At 44.4% G+C, this 17,334-nt stretch carries 13 protein-coding genes; 10 read left to right on the top strand and 3 right to left on the bottom strand.

Annotated features, from left to right (window positions below):
* Nucleotides 1-78 precede the first annotated feature (78 nt).
* The 6 genes from thrS (at nucleotide 79) to BMX95_RS19375 (ending at nucleotide 6,088) form a co-directional block, all read left to right on the top strand.
* Nucleotides 79-2,055 carry a threonine--tRNA ligase gene (gene thrS, locus BMX95_RS19350; RefSeq protein WP_242673248.1) on the top strand — a complete coding sequence of 659 codons (1,977 nt, stop codon included), beginning with the start codon at nucleotides 79-81 and terminating at the stop codon, nucleotides 2,053-2,055.
* Nucleotides 2,056-2,209: 154 nt separating this feature from the next.
* Nucleotides 2,210-2,797 (top strand): translation initiation factor IF-3, encoded by a 588-nt coding sequence (gene infC / locus BMX95_RS19355; RefSeq protein WP_081204014.1) that lies wholly within the window; start codon nucleotides 2,210-2,212, stop codon nucleotides 2,795-2,797.
* Nucleotides 2,798-3,193: 396 nt separating this feature from the next.
* Nucleotides 3,194-3,391, top strand: coding sequence for a 50S ribosomal protein L35 (rpmI, locus tag BMX95_RS19360; RefSeq protein WP_081204013.1), 198 nt, complete (start codon nucleotides 3,194-3,196; stop codon nucleotides 3,389-3,391).
* 45 nt (nucleotides 3,392-3,436) lie between these two features.
* A complete protein-coding gene (gene rplT / locus BMX95_RS19365; protein WP_081204012.1) occupies nucleotides 3,437-3,781 on the top strand; it encodes a 50S ribosomal protein L20 in 345 nt (114 codons plus the stop codon).
* A gap of 419 nt (nucleotides 3,782-4,200) precedes the next feature.
* Complete coding sequence (locus tag BMX95_RS19370; RefSeq protein ID WP_081204011.1) at nucleotides 4,201-5,595, top strand: type III PLP-dependent enzyme domain-containing protein; 1,395 nt, start codon at nucleotides 4,201-4,203, stop codon at nucleotides 5,593-5,595.
* A gap of 28 nt (nucleotides 5,596-5,623) precedes the next feature.
* Nucleotides 5,624-6,088, top strand: a complete 465-nt coding sequence (locus BMX95_RS19375) for a nuclear transport factor 2 family protein (RefSeq protein ID WP_081204010.1) — start codon at nucleotides 5,624-5,626, stop codon at nucleotides 6,086-6,088.
* 81 nt (nucleotides 6,089-6,169) lie between these two features.
* On the opposite strand, the gene BMX95_RS19380 is transcribed toward BMX95_RS19375, so the two are convergent.
* Together BMX95_RS19380 and BMX95_RS19385 are read right to left on the bottom strand one after the other, a co-directional pair.
* The gene (locus BMX95_RS19380) at nucleotides 6,170-7,477 is read right to left on the bottom strand and encodes a hypothetical protein (protein ID WP_081204009.1); all 1,308 of its coding nucleotides are present in this window, start codon (nucleotides 7,475-7,477) and stop codon (nucleotides 6,170-6,172) included.
* Nucleotides 7,478-7,593: 116 nt separating this feature from the next.
* On the bottom strand, nucleotides 7,594-8,025 hold the full coding sequence (locus tag BMX95_RS19385) for an Hsp20/alpha crystallin family protein (RefSeq protein WP_081204008.1): 432 nt from the start codon (nucleotides 8,023-8,025) through the stop codon (nucleotides 7,594-7,596).
* 223 nt (nucleotides 8,026-8,248) lie between these two features.
* Here BMX95_RS19385 and BMX95_RS19390 point away from each other — a divergent pair, with 223 nt between their 5' ends.
* Together BMX95_RS19390 and BMX95_RS19395 are read left to right on the top strand one after the other, a co-directional pair.
* Complete coding sequence (locus BMX95_RS19390) at nucleotides 8,249-8,662, top strand: BrxA/BrxB family bacilliredoxin (RefSeq protein WP_081204007.1); 414 nt, start codon at nucleotides 8,249-8,251, stop codon at nucleotides 8,660-8,662.
* A gap of 213 nt (nucleotides 8,663-8,875) precedes the next feature.
* Nucleotides 8,876-10,180 carry a prolipoprotein diacylglyceryl transferase gene (locus BMX95_RS19395; protein WP_081204006.1) on the top strand — a complete coding sequence of 435 codons (1,305 nt, stop codon included), beginning with the start codon at nucleotides 8,876-8,878 and terminating at the stop codon, nucleotides 10,178-10,180.
* Nucleotides 10,181-10,589: 409 nt separating this feature from the next.
* Here the strand turns inward: BMX95_RS19395 and BMX95_RS19400 are convergent, their stop codons facing one another.
* Nucleotides 10,590-11,111: a hypothetical protein gene (locus BMX95_RS19400; RefSeq protein ID WP_090519527.1), complete on the bottom strand. Its 522-nt coding sequence runs from the start codon at nucleotides 11,109-11,111 to the stop codon at nucleotides 10,590-10,592.
* A gap of 399 nt (nucleotides 11,112-11,510) precedes the next feature.
* On the opposite strand from BMX95_RS19400, the gene BMX95_RS19405 reads away from it, so the two are divergent.
* The gene (locus tag BMX95_RS19405; protein ID WP_081204004.1) at nucleotides 11,511-13,973 is read left to right on the top strand and encodes a TonB-dependent receptor; all 2,463 of its coding nucleotides are present in this window, start codon (nucleotides 11,511-11,513) and stop codon (nucleotides 13,971-13,973) included.
* Between the two features lie 726 nt (nucleotides 13,974-14,699).
* A complete protein-coding gene (locus BMX95_RS19410) occupies nucleotides 14,700-17,192 on the top strand; it encodes a TonB-dependent receptor (RefSeq protein WP_081204003.1) in 2,493 nt (830 codons plus the stop codon).
* The last annotated feature ends 142 nt before the right edge of the window (nucleotides 17,193-17,334 follow it).

The raw sequence follows: 17,334 nt of genomic DNA on the forward strand, positions 1-17,334 counted from the left end.
AAATTTGCCGTTCTTCCGGATTATACCGTAGGAGAGCCATACTTACCGTTGCCTCGGTTACAAAAGTGTGGCACACCTATGGCTATAACCAGTCACAAAAAAGGAAGTGATAAAATGATAAAAATTACTTTCCCGGATGGAAATGTACGGGAGTACAAAGAAGGGACCACAGGGTTGGAAATAGCCAGGTCAATCAGTGAAGGATTGGCCCGAAAGGTATTGGCCGCAAAAGTAAACGGAGAGGTGTGGGATGCCACGCGCCCCATTTACACCGATTCTACCCTCAATTTATTAACCTGGGATGATAAAGACGGTAAAAAAACCTTCTGGCACTCTTCTGCCCACCTGATGGCAGAGGCCGTGGAAAGTTTGTTCCCGGGCGTAAAATTCTGGGTAGGGCCTGCCCTCGACAGCCAGGCAGGATTTTATTATGATATGGACCTGGGCGACCGCAAGCTCACGGAAGAAGACCTGCTGAAGCTGGAAAAGAAAATGAACGAACTGGCCAAACAGAACAACAGCTACGTTCGTAAAGAAATGCCCAAGGCCGAAGCCATTCAATATTTCACCGAAAAAGGTGATGAATATAAACTGGACCTGTTAAGTAACCTCACCGACGGAGCAATCACCTTTTACACCCAGGGTGGTTTTACCGATCTGTGCCGGGGACCGCATATTCCTACAACTGCACCTATCAAAGCCATTAAGCTTACCAGCATTGCCGGTGCTTACTGGAAAGGTGACAGCAATAATAAACAACTTACCCGCGTGTACGGGGTTACCTTCCCTTCTCAAAAGGAATTGGATGAGTACCTGACCATGCTGGAAGAAGCAAAGAAAAGAGATCACCGCAAGCTGGGTAAGGAATTGGGAATTTTCACCATGGATGATGATGTAGGCCCTGGTTTGCCTTTGTGGATGCCCAACGGTACCATCATTATCGAGGAACTGGAAAAACTGGCCAAGGAAACCGAGACGCGTGCCGGCTATAAAAGGGTAGTTACCCCGCATATTGCCAAAGAAAGCATGTACCTCACCAGCGGTCACCTGCCGTATTACCAGGACAGCATGTTCCCGCCCATGGAACTGGACGGAACAAAGTATTTCCTGAAGGCCATGAACTGCCCGCACCACCATAAGATCTTCGGTGCAGAACCCAGAAGCTATAAGGACCTGCCTTTGCGACTGGCCGAATACGGTACCTGTTACCGCTATGAGCAAAGTGGTGAACTGTTTGGACTGATGCGTGTACGTTGTTTGCACATGAACGATGCACACATCTATTGTACCAAGGAACAATTCGCCCAGGAGTTCAAAGCGGTGAACGACATGTACCAGAAATACTTCAAAATATTTGGTATAGACAAGTTCGTGATGCGTTTGTCACTGCACGAACCGTCCAAACTGGGTCAGAAATATGTTGACGAACCGGAATTGTGGAAGGAAACCGAGGAAATGGTTCGCCAGGTATTGATTGAATCGAATATTCCATATGTGGAGATCCCCGATGAGGCTGCTTTTTACGGCCCCAAGATCGACGTACAGATCTGGAGCGTAATTGGCCGTGAGTTTACCCTGGCAACCAACCAGGTTGACTTTGCCCAGGGCCGCCGGTTCAAGCTGGAATATACCAATAAGGACAATACAGCAGATACCCCGTTGATCATTCACCGGGCACCATTAGGCACCCATGAGCGCTTCATTGGCTTTTTGCTGGAACACTATGCCGGTAAATTCCCGCTGTGGCTGTCGCCTGTTCAGGTAAAGATTTTGCCTATCAGCGATAAGTTTTTGCCGTATGCAAATAGTGTTTTAGAATCGCTGAAAAATGCAGATATTCGTGCTGAAGTGGATGACAGGAATGAAAAAATTGGTAAAAAGATCCGCGATACCGAGCTCATGAAAGTGCCGTACATGCTGGTAGTGGGCGAAAAAGAGATGAATGAGAACCAGGTGGCCATCCGCCGTCAGGGCAAGGGTGATCTGGGATCAAAAGGTATTGAGGAATTCATTAATGAGGCCAAAGCCGAGATCAAAGAACGCCGTGGCGAATAATATTGTGTTTGAAGATTCTATGGAATTTTTATAACTTAGAAGCTAGAACATTTGGTCCGTAACAATCATTCGAAAACAAAATCACATTAAAAAACCGGTAACTCAGCAATAGCAATGGTTACCAACTCAAAAATTGTTTAACTAAAAGATTTAAATGGCATTTCCACCGCGACAACCGAGAGGTAATTTCAATCCCCGATTTAAGAAGGAACAACAACAGGAACATCGCACCAATAACATGATACGCGTACCACAGGTACGTTTGGTAGGCGATAATGTAGAAGTAGGCGTTTATTCTATCCAGGAGGCGCTTAAGATGGCCCAGGAGCAACAGCTTGACCTGGTTGAAATTTCACCACAGGCTGACCCGCCCGTTTGTAAAATCATTGATTATAATAAATTCCTGTACGAGAAGAAGAAGAAGGAAAAGGAGATGAAGGCTAAAAGTAAAACGGCCGAGGTTAAAGAGATCCGTTTTACACCTGGTACAGATGATCACGACTTTGACTTTAAAGCACGCCACGCTGAAAGCTTTTTAAAAGAAGGCAATAAGGTAAAGGCATATGTGCAGTTTAAAGGCCGTGCCATCATGTTCAAAGAACGGGGTGAGCTGGTATTGTTGAAATTTGCAGAACGCCTGGGTGAAGTAGGGCAGCCTGAGGGCTTACCCAAACTGGAAGGCAAACGTATGTTGATGATCATTTCGCCTAAGACCAGCAAAAAGAAGAAAGAAGGGTCTTAGACTGATAATAAATCGAGCTTTAAAAGCATTCTTCCGCAAGGAGGGGTGCTTTTTTTAGTTACCGGGTTTCAGGTTTCAGGGTTCCAAGTTTCAGGTTCAAGGTTTCAAGTTTCAGGTTTCAATTTCCGAATTCACGCTTCTGGGTTCTATCTTCAGTGTTCCCGAAACCTGTAACCTACAACCTGTATCCTGCAACTCCCTAAAAATCAGGCAGTAATTGAAAAACAATGCCCATTGAATTTCAATTTGCCCATATGTAGAAATTCCCTACCTTTGCGCTCCATTTTACGTTTTACTGGTTATAAGCCGTAAAACAAACATTGCCCACATGGCCCAAAAAGTTTCCCGTCAGTTCGGGAACGCCAGCAGGGTATCACCGCAAAAGGTATTTAACTTATGCCAAAGGTTAAAACAAACTCCAGTGCCAAAAAAAGATTTAAAATAACAGGCACCGGCAAAATCACGCATCAGAAGTCCTTCAAACGTCACATCCTTACTAAAAAGTCTAAGCGCCGTAAACGCAACCTGAATAAAGACGGTGTTGTGCACAAGTCAAACGTAGACTTTGTAAAGCGCTTGCTGAGATTGAAGTAAGCTGTTTCTGTTAACCAATTTTCGAATTTTCAAATTATTTAAGATATGCCTCGTTCAGTAAACGCTGTTGCATCCCGTGCACGCCGTAAAAGGATTCTGAAAGCTGCCAAGGGTTACTATGGCAAACGTAAAAACGTATATACCGTTGCGAAAAACGTAATGGAAAAAGGTCTGCAGTATAAATATGTAGGCCGTAAACTGAAGAAAAGAGAATACCGCGCACTGTGGATCGCCCGTATCAATGCGGCTGTTCGCGCTGAAGGCTTAACCTATTCTGAGTTCATCCACAAGCTGAACGTGAAAGGTGTTGGTTTAGATCGTAAGATCCTGGCTGACCTGGCTATGAATGAGCCAGAAACCTTCAAAAACCTGGTAGCTTCTGTAAAATAAGCTTACAAGCTTCAATATATTGAGCCCCGACGGTTACCGTTGGGGCTTTTTTATTAAGGTAACAATTAGATAATGCAAAATGGGCAGAGGGCAGAGGGCAGAAAAGAAAGGCAGTAGGCAGTAGGCAGTAGGCAGTAGGCCGCGACGCGGCCCTCTGGTGGCGAAGCCGTATACCGCGAACTAAGCACTTAAAACTTTCAACTTTAAACTTGTAACCTGTAACAGGTACCAGCACCGGTAATCGGCAGCCTGTAACAAAGAGCCCAGCACAAAGAATTCAGACCAAAGAATTCAGACCAAAGAATTTTTTATTTGAAAAATTCATCAAACTATTACTTTTGTGCAATAATTTTTTTTTGTTTGGGTACACCTTTTTCTGACAATTAAAATTCACTACCATCAGCAACCTGAACTCGTTCATGAACAACTCGTACACCGACCTGGTGAACCAAACCTTTAATTTTCCCCAGGAAGGGTTCGATGTAAAAGACAATTATCTGCAGTTTAACGGGCTCGACCTGAAAGCCCTCATCGACAAACATGGCACCCCCATGAAACTGACCTATCTTCCCAAGATCGGCATGCAGATAAAAAAGGCAAAAAAGATGTTCGCCAATGCCATCAAAAAGCATAGGTATGAGGGTGAATACAACTATTGCTATTGTACAAAGAGCTCCCACTTCTCTTTTATAGTGGAAGAAGCCCTGAAGCACGATATTCACCTGGAAACTTCCTACGCGTACGATATAGAGATCATCAAAAAACTGTACGACCGTAAAAAGATCACCAAGGACACCTTTATCATTTGTAACGGGTACAAGCAAAAGACCTATACCAGCCGTATAGCCAACCTGCTGAATACCGGTTTCAAAAACGTGATCCCCATCCTCGATAACAAGGAAGAGTTACAGCATTATAAAAAAACAGTGAAAGGGCCGTTCAAACTCGGTATCAGGGTAGCAGCGGAAGAAGAACCAACCTTCCCGTTCTATACTTCCCGACTGGGTTTCAGGGCCAGGGATGTGCTGGAATTCTATGTAGACAAAATAGAAGGCAACGAAGAGCGCTTTCAGTTAAAGATGCTCCACATCTTCCTGAACAAGGGTATCAAGGATGATATCTACTACTGGTCTGAGCTGAACAAGGTGATCAACCTGTATTGCCAGTTAAAGAAGATCTGCCCCGAGCTGGATTCTATCAACATCGGCGGCGGCTTCCCCATCAAGCACTCACTGGGTTTCGAGTACGACTACCAGTTTATGATCAATGAAATTGTAGGCAATATCAAAAAAGCCTGCAAAAAGAATAACGTGCCCATGCCGCACATCTTCACCGAATTCGGTAGCTATACCGTAGGGGAGAGCATGGCGCATATTTACAGCGTTATCGGTCAAAAAGTGCAGAACGACCGGGAGATCTGGTACATGATCGATTCTTCCTTCATCACTACCTTGCCCGACACCTGGGGGATTGGGGAGAAATTCCTGATGCTGCCGGTGAACAAGTGGGACCAGGAATACCAGCGTGTGGTGCTGGGCGGTATTACCTGCGACAGCCACGACTATTACGACTCGGAAGAACACATCAATGAGGTGTTCCTGCCCAAGATCGTTAATGGCGAACCGCTGTATGTAGGCTTTTTCCATACCGGTGCCTACCAGGACCAGATCAGTGGTTATGGCGGTATCAAACACTGCCTGATCCCATCGCCCAAACACATTATTGTGGGCCACGATAAAAATGGTAAACTGGTTGACTGGGTATATGCCAAAGAGCAATCTGCCCAAAGTATGTTGAAGATATTAGGGTATTAGAAAAGTAGTGATTCCGATAATTGAATACATGAAACGATTTGCGATTTTATTGATTGTAGTCTCGGCCTTAACGGCAACAGCACAAGCACAAACCCAAACAACCGAAGATTCGGTGAAAGTCACCATTAACCGGATGTTTGAAGGCATGAAAAATGCCGATACCGTGCTGTTGAAATCGGCATTTACCGATGATCCCATATTGCAAACCGTAGCCACCAATAAAAAGAAACAGGTCTATATAAAAAGCGACAAGTTTAAAGACTTTGTAAAGTTTATTGGCGACCAGAAAGTAGGAGAGGCCGACGAGCGCATTGAATTCGAATCTATCCGCATCGATGGCGCATTGGCCATGGTATGGGCGCCTTATCAGTTTTATTATAAAGGCAAATTCCATCACTGCGGCGTCAATTCCTTTCAATTGGTACTGCTGGATAACAACTGGAAAGTCCAGTACCTGATTGATACGAGACGAAAAGATTGTAATAAACAATAAAAAGAGAAAGCCCTCCCGATGCATCAGGAGGGCTTTCTCTTTTTATTTACTTGTAAACTTGTTAACTGGTTAACTCGTGAACTATTTCTTCAACCTGTATTTCTTCATCACCTTTTTACTGTTAAAATAGTCGTTCAGTTCTTTTTCGCTCATGCCGCTGGTGATCTCGATGGGAATATCAACCAGCTGAACCTGTGCCTGTTTTAATTCTTCTTTCAGCTTGGCTGTTTTTTTAGCAATCTCCGGGTCGCGTTCGCCTACCAGCGCATTGTCGCTTACCATATACTCCAGCCTTTTAACTGTTGAGCGGATCTGTCCTGCCTGGTTTTGTTCAGTGGTTTTTGTGGGGGCAACGGCTTCTTTTACCGGCACCAGGGATACACCCACACTTGGCATTATTTTGCCCACTTCACTGTTGGGTTGAGAGGAGGCCAGTACGCTGCCGGTTAAAGCCGTGGCGGAACCGGTGATGTCAAAGGTGGTACGGGTGCCTTTGTTTTTCTTCACCCCTTTGTCCAGTTGCAGGAAGGTATATTTTAACCGCAAAATGTAACTGTTGATCACATTTACGGTCAGCTTATAGTCTTCTACCGATAAAGGATAGTTCAGGGCATCCTTTACAATGATCTTGACCTGGGCGGTATCGCGGACGCCAAATTTATTGGCCCCTACAAAACTCAACAGCACAACCCTTTCCTTGCCGGGGTCTGATTCCTTCACGAAATCAAAACCGGGTGCCCAGATGAAATCATCATCACATTTCTTTACCAGGGTAGCACCCCGCACGGGCATGTTGGCAAAGAAGGTAATGGTTTCAATAGGAAAGTTCCCATTCTCGCATTGTATCTTAAAGGCTACGGTATCGCCTTCATCTACAGTTAAAGTGGAACCAACGGTAGGCTTTACCTTCGATTGAATGATATCCGTATTGTAGAAACTGATGTAAAAAGCGGTATCCACGTGATCGCTGGGTGCTTCCAGGTTTTGTACACCCACACTCACCCGGTACTGGTAGTCGTATTTCAGTTTGCCAGACAGGAAATAGGATTTCTCAGCCTTAAAGGTCAACAGGCCGTTATCCTTATTAATACGCAGACCCACGGGCGGGTTACGCAGGAACCAGTAATATTTCGACTGGTCCTTGTTTATCTCCAGCTTATAGCTAAGCGAAGAGTCTACGTGCAGATTAAATGACGGATTGAGGTTCTTGATCCGCAAAGCCACCTCCGCGGAGTCAATAATAAATGGTAACGTGTCAACATGTTTATGACCGTGATATATGCTATCGCCCGGCTGCCTTTCTTGTGCTGAAATCATCCCTACGCCTGAAAATATACATAGCACGATCAATACCAACGTCTTTCGGATACAGAAGGTAAGTGCTCTCATGGGGGCCGAAGTTAGGACAAAACATTAAAAAAAACCATCCACCAAAAGGCGGATGGCTTTCTAAACCAAAACCAACTGCTTATGAAACCAAAACTTTAGTATTTCTTTTGCTATTATTACTGAACTACTACCTGTTTAGGTGTTTCTTTTACCTGTTCTTTTTTAGGCAGGAACAGTTTCAGGATACCGTTTTCGTATTTAGCCTCGATAGCATCGGCATTTACCTGCTCTGCTATGGTAAAGCTGCGTTTAAAGCTTTTACGGCTGAACTCGCGGCGTACGGATTTGATGCCTTCCGATTTGTTATCGTCTTTTTTGTCGTAACTAATCGTTAACAAACCTTTATCTACGTTTACCTTGATCTCTTCTTTATTGATACCAGGTACGCTTACTTCCAGTTGAAAACCTTCAGCAGTTTCGTCAATGTTAACCGGCGCCAGGTTAAGGCCGGTATGTCCTTCATTCCACAATCCGGGAATTGAATTAAAGAAATCATCAACTACAGAATCGAATGATTTTCTGGCGGGATGGTGCAGTCTTACTGTCATAATTATAAATTTTATTGTTTTTTAAATTTCGATGTACGTCTACCTATTTTTCAAACAGTGTACCATTGCAGAAAATGACCAAAAACCGGCCTGGATTGACAGAAAGCGGGCAAAATAGGCGGACATAATTGCAGTCGCGTTCGATTGTAACTGACATAAATTCCGGTTAAGGTTAGAAATGAACTTTTTACGTAGTTTTGCGTTTCAATTAAAAAATAGTAGAATGTATCCAACAGAAATAGTACTCCCGATGAAAGAGGAGTTGACAGACAACGGCTTCCAGGAGCTGTTAACCTCTGAAGATGTTGATAACCAACTTAATTCAACAGGCACAACCCTGGTAATGATCAATTCAGTTTGTGGTTGCTCAGCAGGTTCAGCCCGTCCTGGTGTATTAATGGCCGTTACCAACTCAGCAAAAAAGCCCGATCATTTGACTACCAGCTTTGCCGGTTACGATATTGATGCGGTGAAGAAATTACGTGAGCGTTTATTACCTTATCCACCATCTTCACCAGCCATTGCGCTGTTCAAAGATGGTCAGCTGGTGCACTTTATTGAAAGGCACATGATCGAAGGCCGTCCGGCCCAGCTGATCGCTCATAACCTGATCGCAGCATTTGAAGAATATTGTTAAAATTTCTTAGCTGATTAATTCAGCTTTGTTCATAGTGATGAACCCTCTCATTCCTGAGAGGGTTTTTTGATGCAAAATCACTTGACTTGTTGACTTCCAGACTATTTTCATTCATTTGGACCATTTAGGCAATCCGTTACCAGATTCTTCGTTTGTTTTCTTATCATTGCACCTTTATTGATTTATTGGTAGATTAAAATCTATTCCAGATACATGTATCCAAACCTATATTACGCTTTCAAGGATATTTTTGGTAGTGCGCCGAGCGGACTTCGGTTTATTAATTCCTTCGGTTTTTTCGTGGCCCTGTCCTTTTTAGCTGCCGCCTATGTTTTAACCATTGAATTAAAACGCAAGGAAAGAACAGGTTTGTTAACGGGGCAGGACGTAAAGATGGTGGTAGGTAAACAAGCCAGTCCGGGGGAATTGTTGTTGAATTTCCTCCTGGGATTTTTATTGGGGTATAAGATCATTGGATTATTTATATCGGGCAACGCCAGTGGCGATCCGCAACAATTCATCTTCTCCTCTGAAGGGAACCTGCCTGTTGGGTTGGGCCTGGGTGTATTGTTTGCCGGGTTGAAATGGTGGGAAAAGCACAAACAAAAGCTGGATAAACCCGAAGAGCGGACCATTCGCATCTGGCCGCACGACCGGGTAGGCGACCTGGTGATCTATGCTGCCCTGTTTGGTTTTTTGGGTGCTAAAATTTTCCATAACCTCGAAAACTGGAACGACTTTGTAGCCAACCCGGTCGAGGCTTTATTATCATTCAGCGGGTTGACTTTCTACGGTGGCCTTATCTGCGCTGCTGTGGCTATCTGGTTCTACACCCGTAAACATAAGATCAATTTCACGCTGTTGTGCGATGCCATTGCACCTGCGCTTATTCTGGCCTATTCTCTTGGCCGTATTGGTTGCCAGGTAGCCGGTGATGGCGACTGGGGTGTTTTAAACAGCGCCTATGTAACCGAGCCCGGACCAAAATCGAAAGTAGTGCTGGCCGATACGGCTACTTTTCAACGCACCTTACAGGCGCATGGTAATTTTTACTTAAGAAACTTTCAGGTTAATAATACCTCAGAAATTCCTCATATCAGTGTAAAAGCACCCGGCTGGTTGCCCAACTGGTTGTTTGCGTATACCTATCCGCACAACGTAGTGAACGAAGGAGCCCCCATACCAGGTTGTACGGAGGAACAATACTGTAATCAATTGCCGATACCGGTATTTCCAACACCGTTTTATGAAACGATAATGGCCTTTTTGCTTTTCCTGCTGCTCTGGTCCTTGCGGAAAAAGCTGAAAGCGCCGGGTACGCTGTTTGGCGTATACCTGATAGTAAATGGTATTGAGCGCTTTCTTATAGAACAGATCCGGGTTAATACCAAGTACTCCATTTTTGGTTTTCACCCCACGCAGGCCGAGATCATTGCCGTGCTGCTGGTTATCGGGGGCGCCGCCCTCTACTTTATTATGAAGAAAAAGTACGAAACAACACTGGCCGCAAAGGCTTAACGCTGAAAACTCCTTATATAGATCGCCCCTGACGTAACTGTTTGGGGCGTTTTTGTTTGAAAAGGCAATGGGGAAAGGGCAGAAGGAAATGGGGAAAGGGCAGAAGGCAGAGGGCAGAGGGCAGAGAAAAAGGCAGAAGGCAGAGAGAAAGGCGGAAGGCAGAAGGCAGAGAGAAAGGCGGAAGGCAGAAGGCAGAGAAGAAAGGCGGAAGACGGATAAAAGGGCAATCGGGAAATAGTAAAAGGTAGAAAGCGCCTTTACCAGGACGAAATCAGCTTTGGAGCACACCCCCCTCCCAATGGAGGGGGCCGGGGGAGGCCAGAACCCAATAACCCAATAACTAAAAAGCCCCAGGAAAAACAAGCTGTTTCTCCTGGGGCCTTTAACACGGTCTAGGGGGTAAATTTTTCTAATCGCTAAAGCTGTACAGTTCACCTTGCTTGTTTCTGCACTCTACAAACATTTGCTTGGGTAAACCATCTTCAAAACTGATGCGGTTTACAACAGTAGGATCGCACAATCCGCCGGTGTCTTTCTGGTCGAATACCAGTTGATTGTTAACAATTTTGCGGGGCAGGTTGAAGTCAGCACCAAACATGTATTTGCCTACATATTGGTTTTTGTTGTTGAATACCACCACTTTATTGGTAGCTGCCGGGGAATTACCGTAAAAAACGGTAGAGGTCACCACTTTAAAGGTGCGGCCATCATTGGTTTTGATCTTTCCCAGGTAGGTAAGTTCCGTTTGGTTGTACTGTCCTTTTCTGGAACGGTCAAAAACGTACTTCTTTCCAACTTTGTTGCGGGTTAAAACTGTCTGCCAGTCCCTGTGGGGAGCTTTGTTTGGATTTCTGCTGCTGGGGCTTTTGTGTGCAAATACGGTTGCTGAAACGAGCATGCATAGCACTACGGCTAGTAAACGATTGGTCATAGGGATACTAAATTTTAAATAGGGGTCCGTGAAAAATGTAACTGGCCGCAAGTTAATACCGAAATCGGTCAAAGTAGCACGCGTTTCGACGTTTGTTCTTCAAAGTTCGATGTTCATAACTTTTTTATCTACCATTCTCTTTTTAGATTTCCCTGTTTTCCACCTTAATTTATCATTATCAATTAAGGGGTATCCGCTTAACCAGCCTTTCCACCATTCATCCCAAAAAAAACGGCTATTGTAACCCCTCGTAAACATACGCGTCCTACCTACATGTCATTTATTTCCGGACATCAGGCATAGTAACCATTGGACACAAAAGCAAGTACTTTACATTGCATAGTACCTAATTTTGGACTGTAATCAATTAAGCAAAGTATTCAATCAACCAAACGAGTCATGAGAACGCCAACCAACCTGTTTATATTCATTCTTTTAACTATATCCTTGATAAGCAGGGCACAAAACACCAACACCTCAAAGCTTAAAGGGAAAGTATCAGCCACCAACCAATCAACCCTGTCTGCCGCCACCATAACCCTTTTAAAGGCAAAAGACTCCACCGTAGTAAAAATGTCCGTGACCGACCAGCAAGGTCAATATTCATTCGATAACCCACCTAAAGGGAATTACCTTGTAGCGGCATCGGCCGTTGGATATGAAAAACAATATTCCGCCCCCTTTACCATTTCAGCCGAAACCCCGGTTGTTGAATTAACCACCATCGTGCTCAACCCGCGTAACAACGATCTGAAAGCGGTGACCATCAGCGCCCGTAAACCCATGGTGGAACAAAAGATCGACCGTACGGTAGTAAATGTGGATGCCTATATCAGTAACACCGGTGCCAATGCCCTGGAAGCCCTGGAAAAATCGCCCGGTGTGCAGGTAGATAAAGACGGGAACATCAGCCTGAAAGGGAAGCAGAATGTAATTGTATTGATCGATGGCCGTCCGGCCTACCTTACCGGCGCCGACCTGGCCAATATGCTGAAAGGCATGCAGGCCTCTCAACTGGAACAAATTGAGATCATGACCAATCCGCCGGCCCGTTACGACGCTTCCGGAAACGCGGGCATCATTAACATCAAGACCAAAAAGAACAAGGTTAAAGGCTTTAACGGCAACGTAAGCGCCGGAGTAGGGCAGGGGGTATACTTTAAAACAAATGAAAGCCTCAGTTTGAATTATCGTGATGGGAAAGTGAACCTGTTCAGCAGTTACAGCTATGGTCGCAATAACAACTTTCAGGAGCTGGAGATCTACCGCCGCTATTTTAATGATGATAAAAGTACCAAAGCCATTTTTGAACAGGTTGCCTTCATGAAACGGCGCAATACCAGCAACAACCTGAAAATGGGAATGGATTATTTTGTAAACAACAAAACAACCCTGGGCGTTGTGCTGAGCGGCGTATACAATCCCGAAAGCAGCGTCAATAGAAACACCAGCTATCTCGAAAATCCTGACCATGCAGTAGATTCCATTGTAACCGCCAGTTCCGGTATCGATGGTACCTGGAAAAACGCCAGCGTGAACCTGAACATGCGCCACCAGTTCGATACCACCGGCCGCGAACTGACCGCCGATCTGGATTATATCATCTATGACAATGCGAACAACCAGCATTTTATCAATACTTCATATGATGCCGACTGGACCAAACGCTATGAAGAAAATTTAATGGGCATTCTGCCTGTAACGGTGAACATTTATTCAGCCAAAATGGATTATACCCATCCCCTGAAGAACAATGGTAAAATAGAAGCCGGCTGGAAGACCAGTTTTGTAGAAACAGTAAACAAGGCCAATTATTACCAGGTGAAGGGCAGCGAATGGCTGACTGACGAAGAGAAAACGAATTTTTTCAACTATAATGAAAACATCAATGCTGCCTATGTAAGCTTCAACAAACAGCTTACAAAAAAATGGGGCCTGCAATCCGGATTGCGTTATGAGAATACCAATTACAAGGGCCATCAGTATGGTAACCCTAAAAAAGGTGACTCTTCCTTTCAACGTTCTTATAACAGCTGGTTCCCGACTGTGTATGTCAGTTATAATGCCGACAGCAACAATCAGTTCGGATTATCATTTGGCCGCCGTATAGACAGACCCGGTTATGCCAGCCTGAACCCTTTCGTTTTTTATATTGACAAATACACTTATGAAGCCGGTAACCCTTATTTAAAACCACAGTACTCGAACAATGTGGAGCTTACGCATATTTTCAAAGGCAAGCTTACCACAACATTGAGCTATAGCGTCACAAAGAATGTGTTTAGCGAAACATTCCAGCAGGCGGAGTTTGCTACTATTGTAAGAAGAAACAATATAGGAAAACGTGAATACTATGGCATTTCAGTAAACGCCCAGATCCCCGTAGCCAAATGGTTTACCAGTATGATCTATACCAACTACCGCTATACCAGTTATTCAGGCAATTTGTACGGCCAGGATCTGAAACTGGCAGCCGGTACCATTTACTTCAATATCAACAACCAGTTTAATTTCAGCAAAGGCTGGGGCGCCGAAGTAAGTGGCTGGTATTTGAGCAAAGGTGTGGAAGGACAGATAGAGTTAGCTGCAATGGGGCAACTGGCTGCCGGGGTTTCAAAAACAGTGTTAAAAGGAAAAGGCTCTGTTAAATTAAACGTACGCGATATTTTGTATACCCAGGTGCCGCATGGCAATATCGTTAATATTGAAGATACCGAAGCCCGTTTCAGGAACAGCCGCGATACGCGGGTGGCTAACATCACCTTTAGTTACCGTTTTGGTAAACCTATTAAAAGCAACAATAAGGAACGTAAAAAAGGAGGCGCCAACGACGAACAAAACCGGGTTAATATGGGAAATTAACGCACAAATCTACCAGAACAGTTTGCTCGTATATGATAACAGTCGATTAACAATTTGCAGCCGTACATTCGTTAAACCAACACGCAAAAAACGAGTCCTAATAAGGAATACAGGAACAGCATAAAATTAGAAGATTAAAAGGATTTTAAGAATAGAATTGACTAGCGTGGCACAGTTTCTGAATAAGGTATAATAGCTGTTTGAAAAGAAGAAATAATCAAAAGGAGTATTTAGATTTTTTTAACAGTGGACAACGAAACCTTTTTTACCGTTCAAACGTCTTATATATAAAGCGGCAATAAATAAACAGACAGGACAATGGGAAAGATTATACTAATAGCGATAGCACTTGTTTACCTGGTAGGATGTGGAATTTCTTATATGTAAAAGACAAATAATTAAGTAAATAAACTTCTTCATAAATAGCAGTCATACAGTTTTTCTCATAAGCAGTTAGTTTTGGTTAACGAGGCCCCATTTCTATGGGGCCTTTACTTTTTTATACGCTTTTCCATTGTTGAAGCATTTGTAGATGAACCTCCCCAATGATAAATATTTACATGTATTGGCCGGTCTTCCCGAATTTTTTCCGCTGGTGTATTGATACGGAATATACTCCCCTTGTATAGGTATAACTACTGATTATCATTAACCGTTTTTTAATCTCACGTTTAGATTGCATTTTGCACCCGGCATCAACCGTTAGAACCTTCAAGTTATCGGCACATGAAAATTAAACTAACCTTGCTATGGGGCTTATTGTGTTATTTTTCCATTGACGTTATTGCTCAAAACAGATCAGGTAAAATAAGCGGCGTTATCACCGACGATAATGCCCAGCCTGTAGAATCAGCTACTGCTTCACTGCAGCGGGCCAAAGACTCCTCTCTTGTTAAAGTAGCCATTTCGGATAAATATGGATTGTTTGAATTTGAAAACCTGTCTGAAGGCGAGTACTTTATTACGGTTACCGCAGTAGGGTTTGCAAAAGCAGGAAGTAAACGGTTTACCGTTGCATCGGCTTCTGTGTTTAAATTACCGTCCTTTCAGTTAAAAAGATCAGAAGCCAAATCGCTGGGTTCGGTAACGGTAACCGGCAAAAGGCCCCTCATCGAAAACAAGATCGATCGCATGGTGGTGAATGTAGAAGCTGCCCCCACCAATGCCGGCGCTACGGCCATGGAAGTGCTGGAAAAATCGCCGGGAGTAACCGTTAGTAACGAAGGGGAGATCAGTTTAAAGGGAAAACAGGGCGTGCGCGTAATGCTCGATGGAAAGCCTACGTATTTATCAGCTGCCGACCTGGCCAATGTGCTGAAGAACCTGCCGGCCTCGGCGCTTGACCAGATAGAGATCATGACCAACCCGCCGGCCCGTTACGAGGCCAGCGGCAATTCGGGTATCATCAACATAAAAACAAAGAAAAGCCTTAACGAAGGGTTTAATGGCAGCATCACCCAGGGCGGTACCGTTGGTATTTTTAAACGGGACAATGAATGGCTATTCCCATTAAGGAGCACCAGCAGCATCAATATCAATTATCGCAAGGGAAAATGGAACCTGTTTGGGAATTACAACTACAACTATCGCGAAGGGAATAACTTCCTTGACCTAACCCGCCGATTTTATGAAAAAGACGGTTCCCTGAACTCCACTTCCTATACGCATACCAATTTTGATTTCCACAATAACAACCATACGCTGAAACTGGGTTTTGATTACTATGCCGACAAAAAGAATGTTTTCGGTATTGTATTGAACGGGTTTGGCTTTTTTGGCCGTCCCACACCTTACAGCAACCAGGTAATCAGCCATCCCGATGGCAGCACAGAATCGGTACTGGCCACGTATAATACCAATAAGGTTAATTTCTTTAATTATTCAACCAATATCAATTACAAACATGCTTTCGATTCAGCCGGCCGGGAGCTTACGGTTGACCTGGATTATATTGGCTATTCCAACAGGTCTAAAAACACCCTGTACACTTCCATTTACGATGGCAATGGCAGCAGTCTGGGCAGCCTGACCTTATTCGGCGACATTCCGGGTATCATAAACATCGTTTCTGTAAAAAGCGATTATGTACATCCGCTTAAGAACAACCTTCGTTTTGATGCCGGTATTAAACTAAGCTTTGTAAAGAACGACAATGAGGTAGATTACCAGCGCAACGACGATGGTACCTGGAAACCCGATAACCGCAGCAACCATTTTATTTATGAGGAAAACATCAATGCCGGGTATGTAAGCCTGAATAAGAAATGGAAGAAGAAATGGAGCGCCCAGGTAGGGCTGCGTGTTGAAAATACAATAGCAAAGGGAAACCAGGTTACCAACGATTCAGGTTTTACCCGGAATTACACCAACCTGTTTCCTACGGGGTACGTCAATTATGAGGTTAATAAACAACATGCATTCACCTTCTCTTACGGCCGGCGCATTGAGCGGCCCAATTACCAGGACCTTAATCCGTTCATCTGGTTCATCGATTCCCTGCAATACCGCCAGGGAAACCCTTACCTGATGCCGCAGTATGCCAATAATTTTGAATTGCGTCATACGCTCAATGGTAAATTCACTACTACCTTTAACTACACGATCACCGACGATGTGATTTCGCAGCTGTTAAAACAGAATACGGAAAAAAGGATCACTTACCTGACCACGGATAATGTAGCCCGGCTCAGGAATATTGGAGTGGCCGTGAATGCGCCATTTTCGCCGGTAAAGGGCTGGAGCGTGAATCTGTTTGTAAATGTGTTCAACAACCGGTATGAGGGTATTTATTATAATTCCTACACCGGTAACAACGATCCTATTAACCTGGATTATACTTCGGCAACGATAAACGTTAGTAACAATTTCAGTTTTAAAAAGGGATGGAGTGCAGAGCTGAGCGGCTGGTACCGGGGCAAAACAATAGAACAGCTCACGATTTCCGACCCTATGTATTTTATGAACGTGGGTGCGCAAAAACTGGTAATGAAAGGAAAGGGAACCGTGCGATTAAACATGCGCGACCCGTTTCACTGGCAGCAATTCAGGGGACGCACGCTGTACAGCGATATCGATGTAAAAATATTCAACAAGTGGGACAACAGGAATATAACCGCCACTTTCAGTTACCGCTTTGGTAAAAGTTCGGTAGCCCAGGCCCGCCGCCGGACCAGCGGCGTTACCGATGAACAGAACCGGGCCGGGGGAGGACAGCAATAGGAAGAGGGCAGAAGGCAGAAGGCAGAGGGCAGAAGGCAGAGGGCAGAAAAGAAAGGCGGTAGGTATGGGCAGCGCTTGTTTTAAGGAATCCCCTCCTGGGAGGGGCAGGGGTGGGTTTGATAACCAGAAACCGTGAACAAGC

This window comes from Niastella yeongjuensis (assembly GCF_900110245.1).
GTDB classification, from domain to species: domain Bacteria; phylum Bacteroidota; class Bacteroidia; order Chitinophagales; family Chitinophagaceae; genus Niastella; species Niastella yeongjuensis.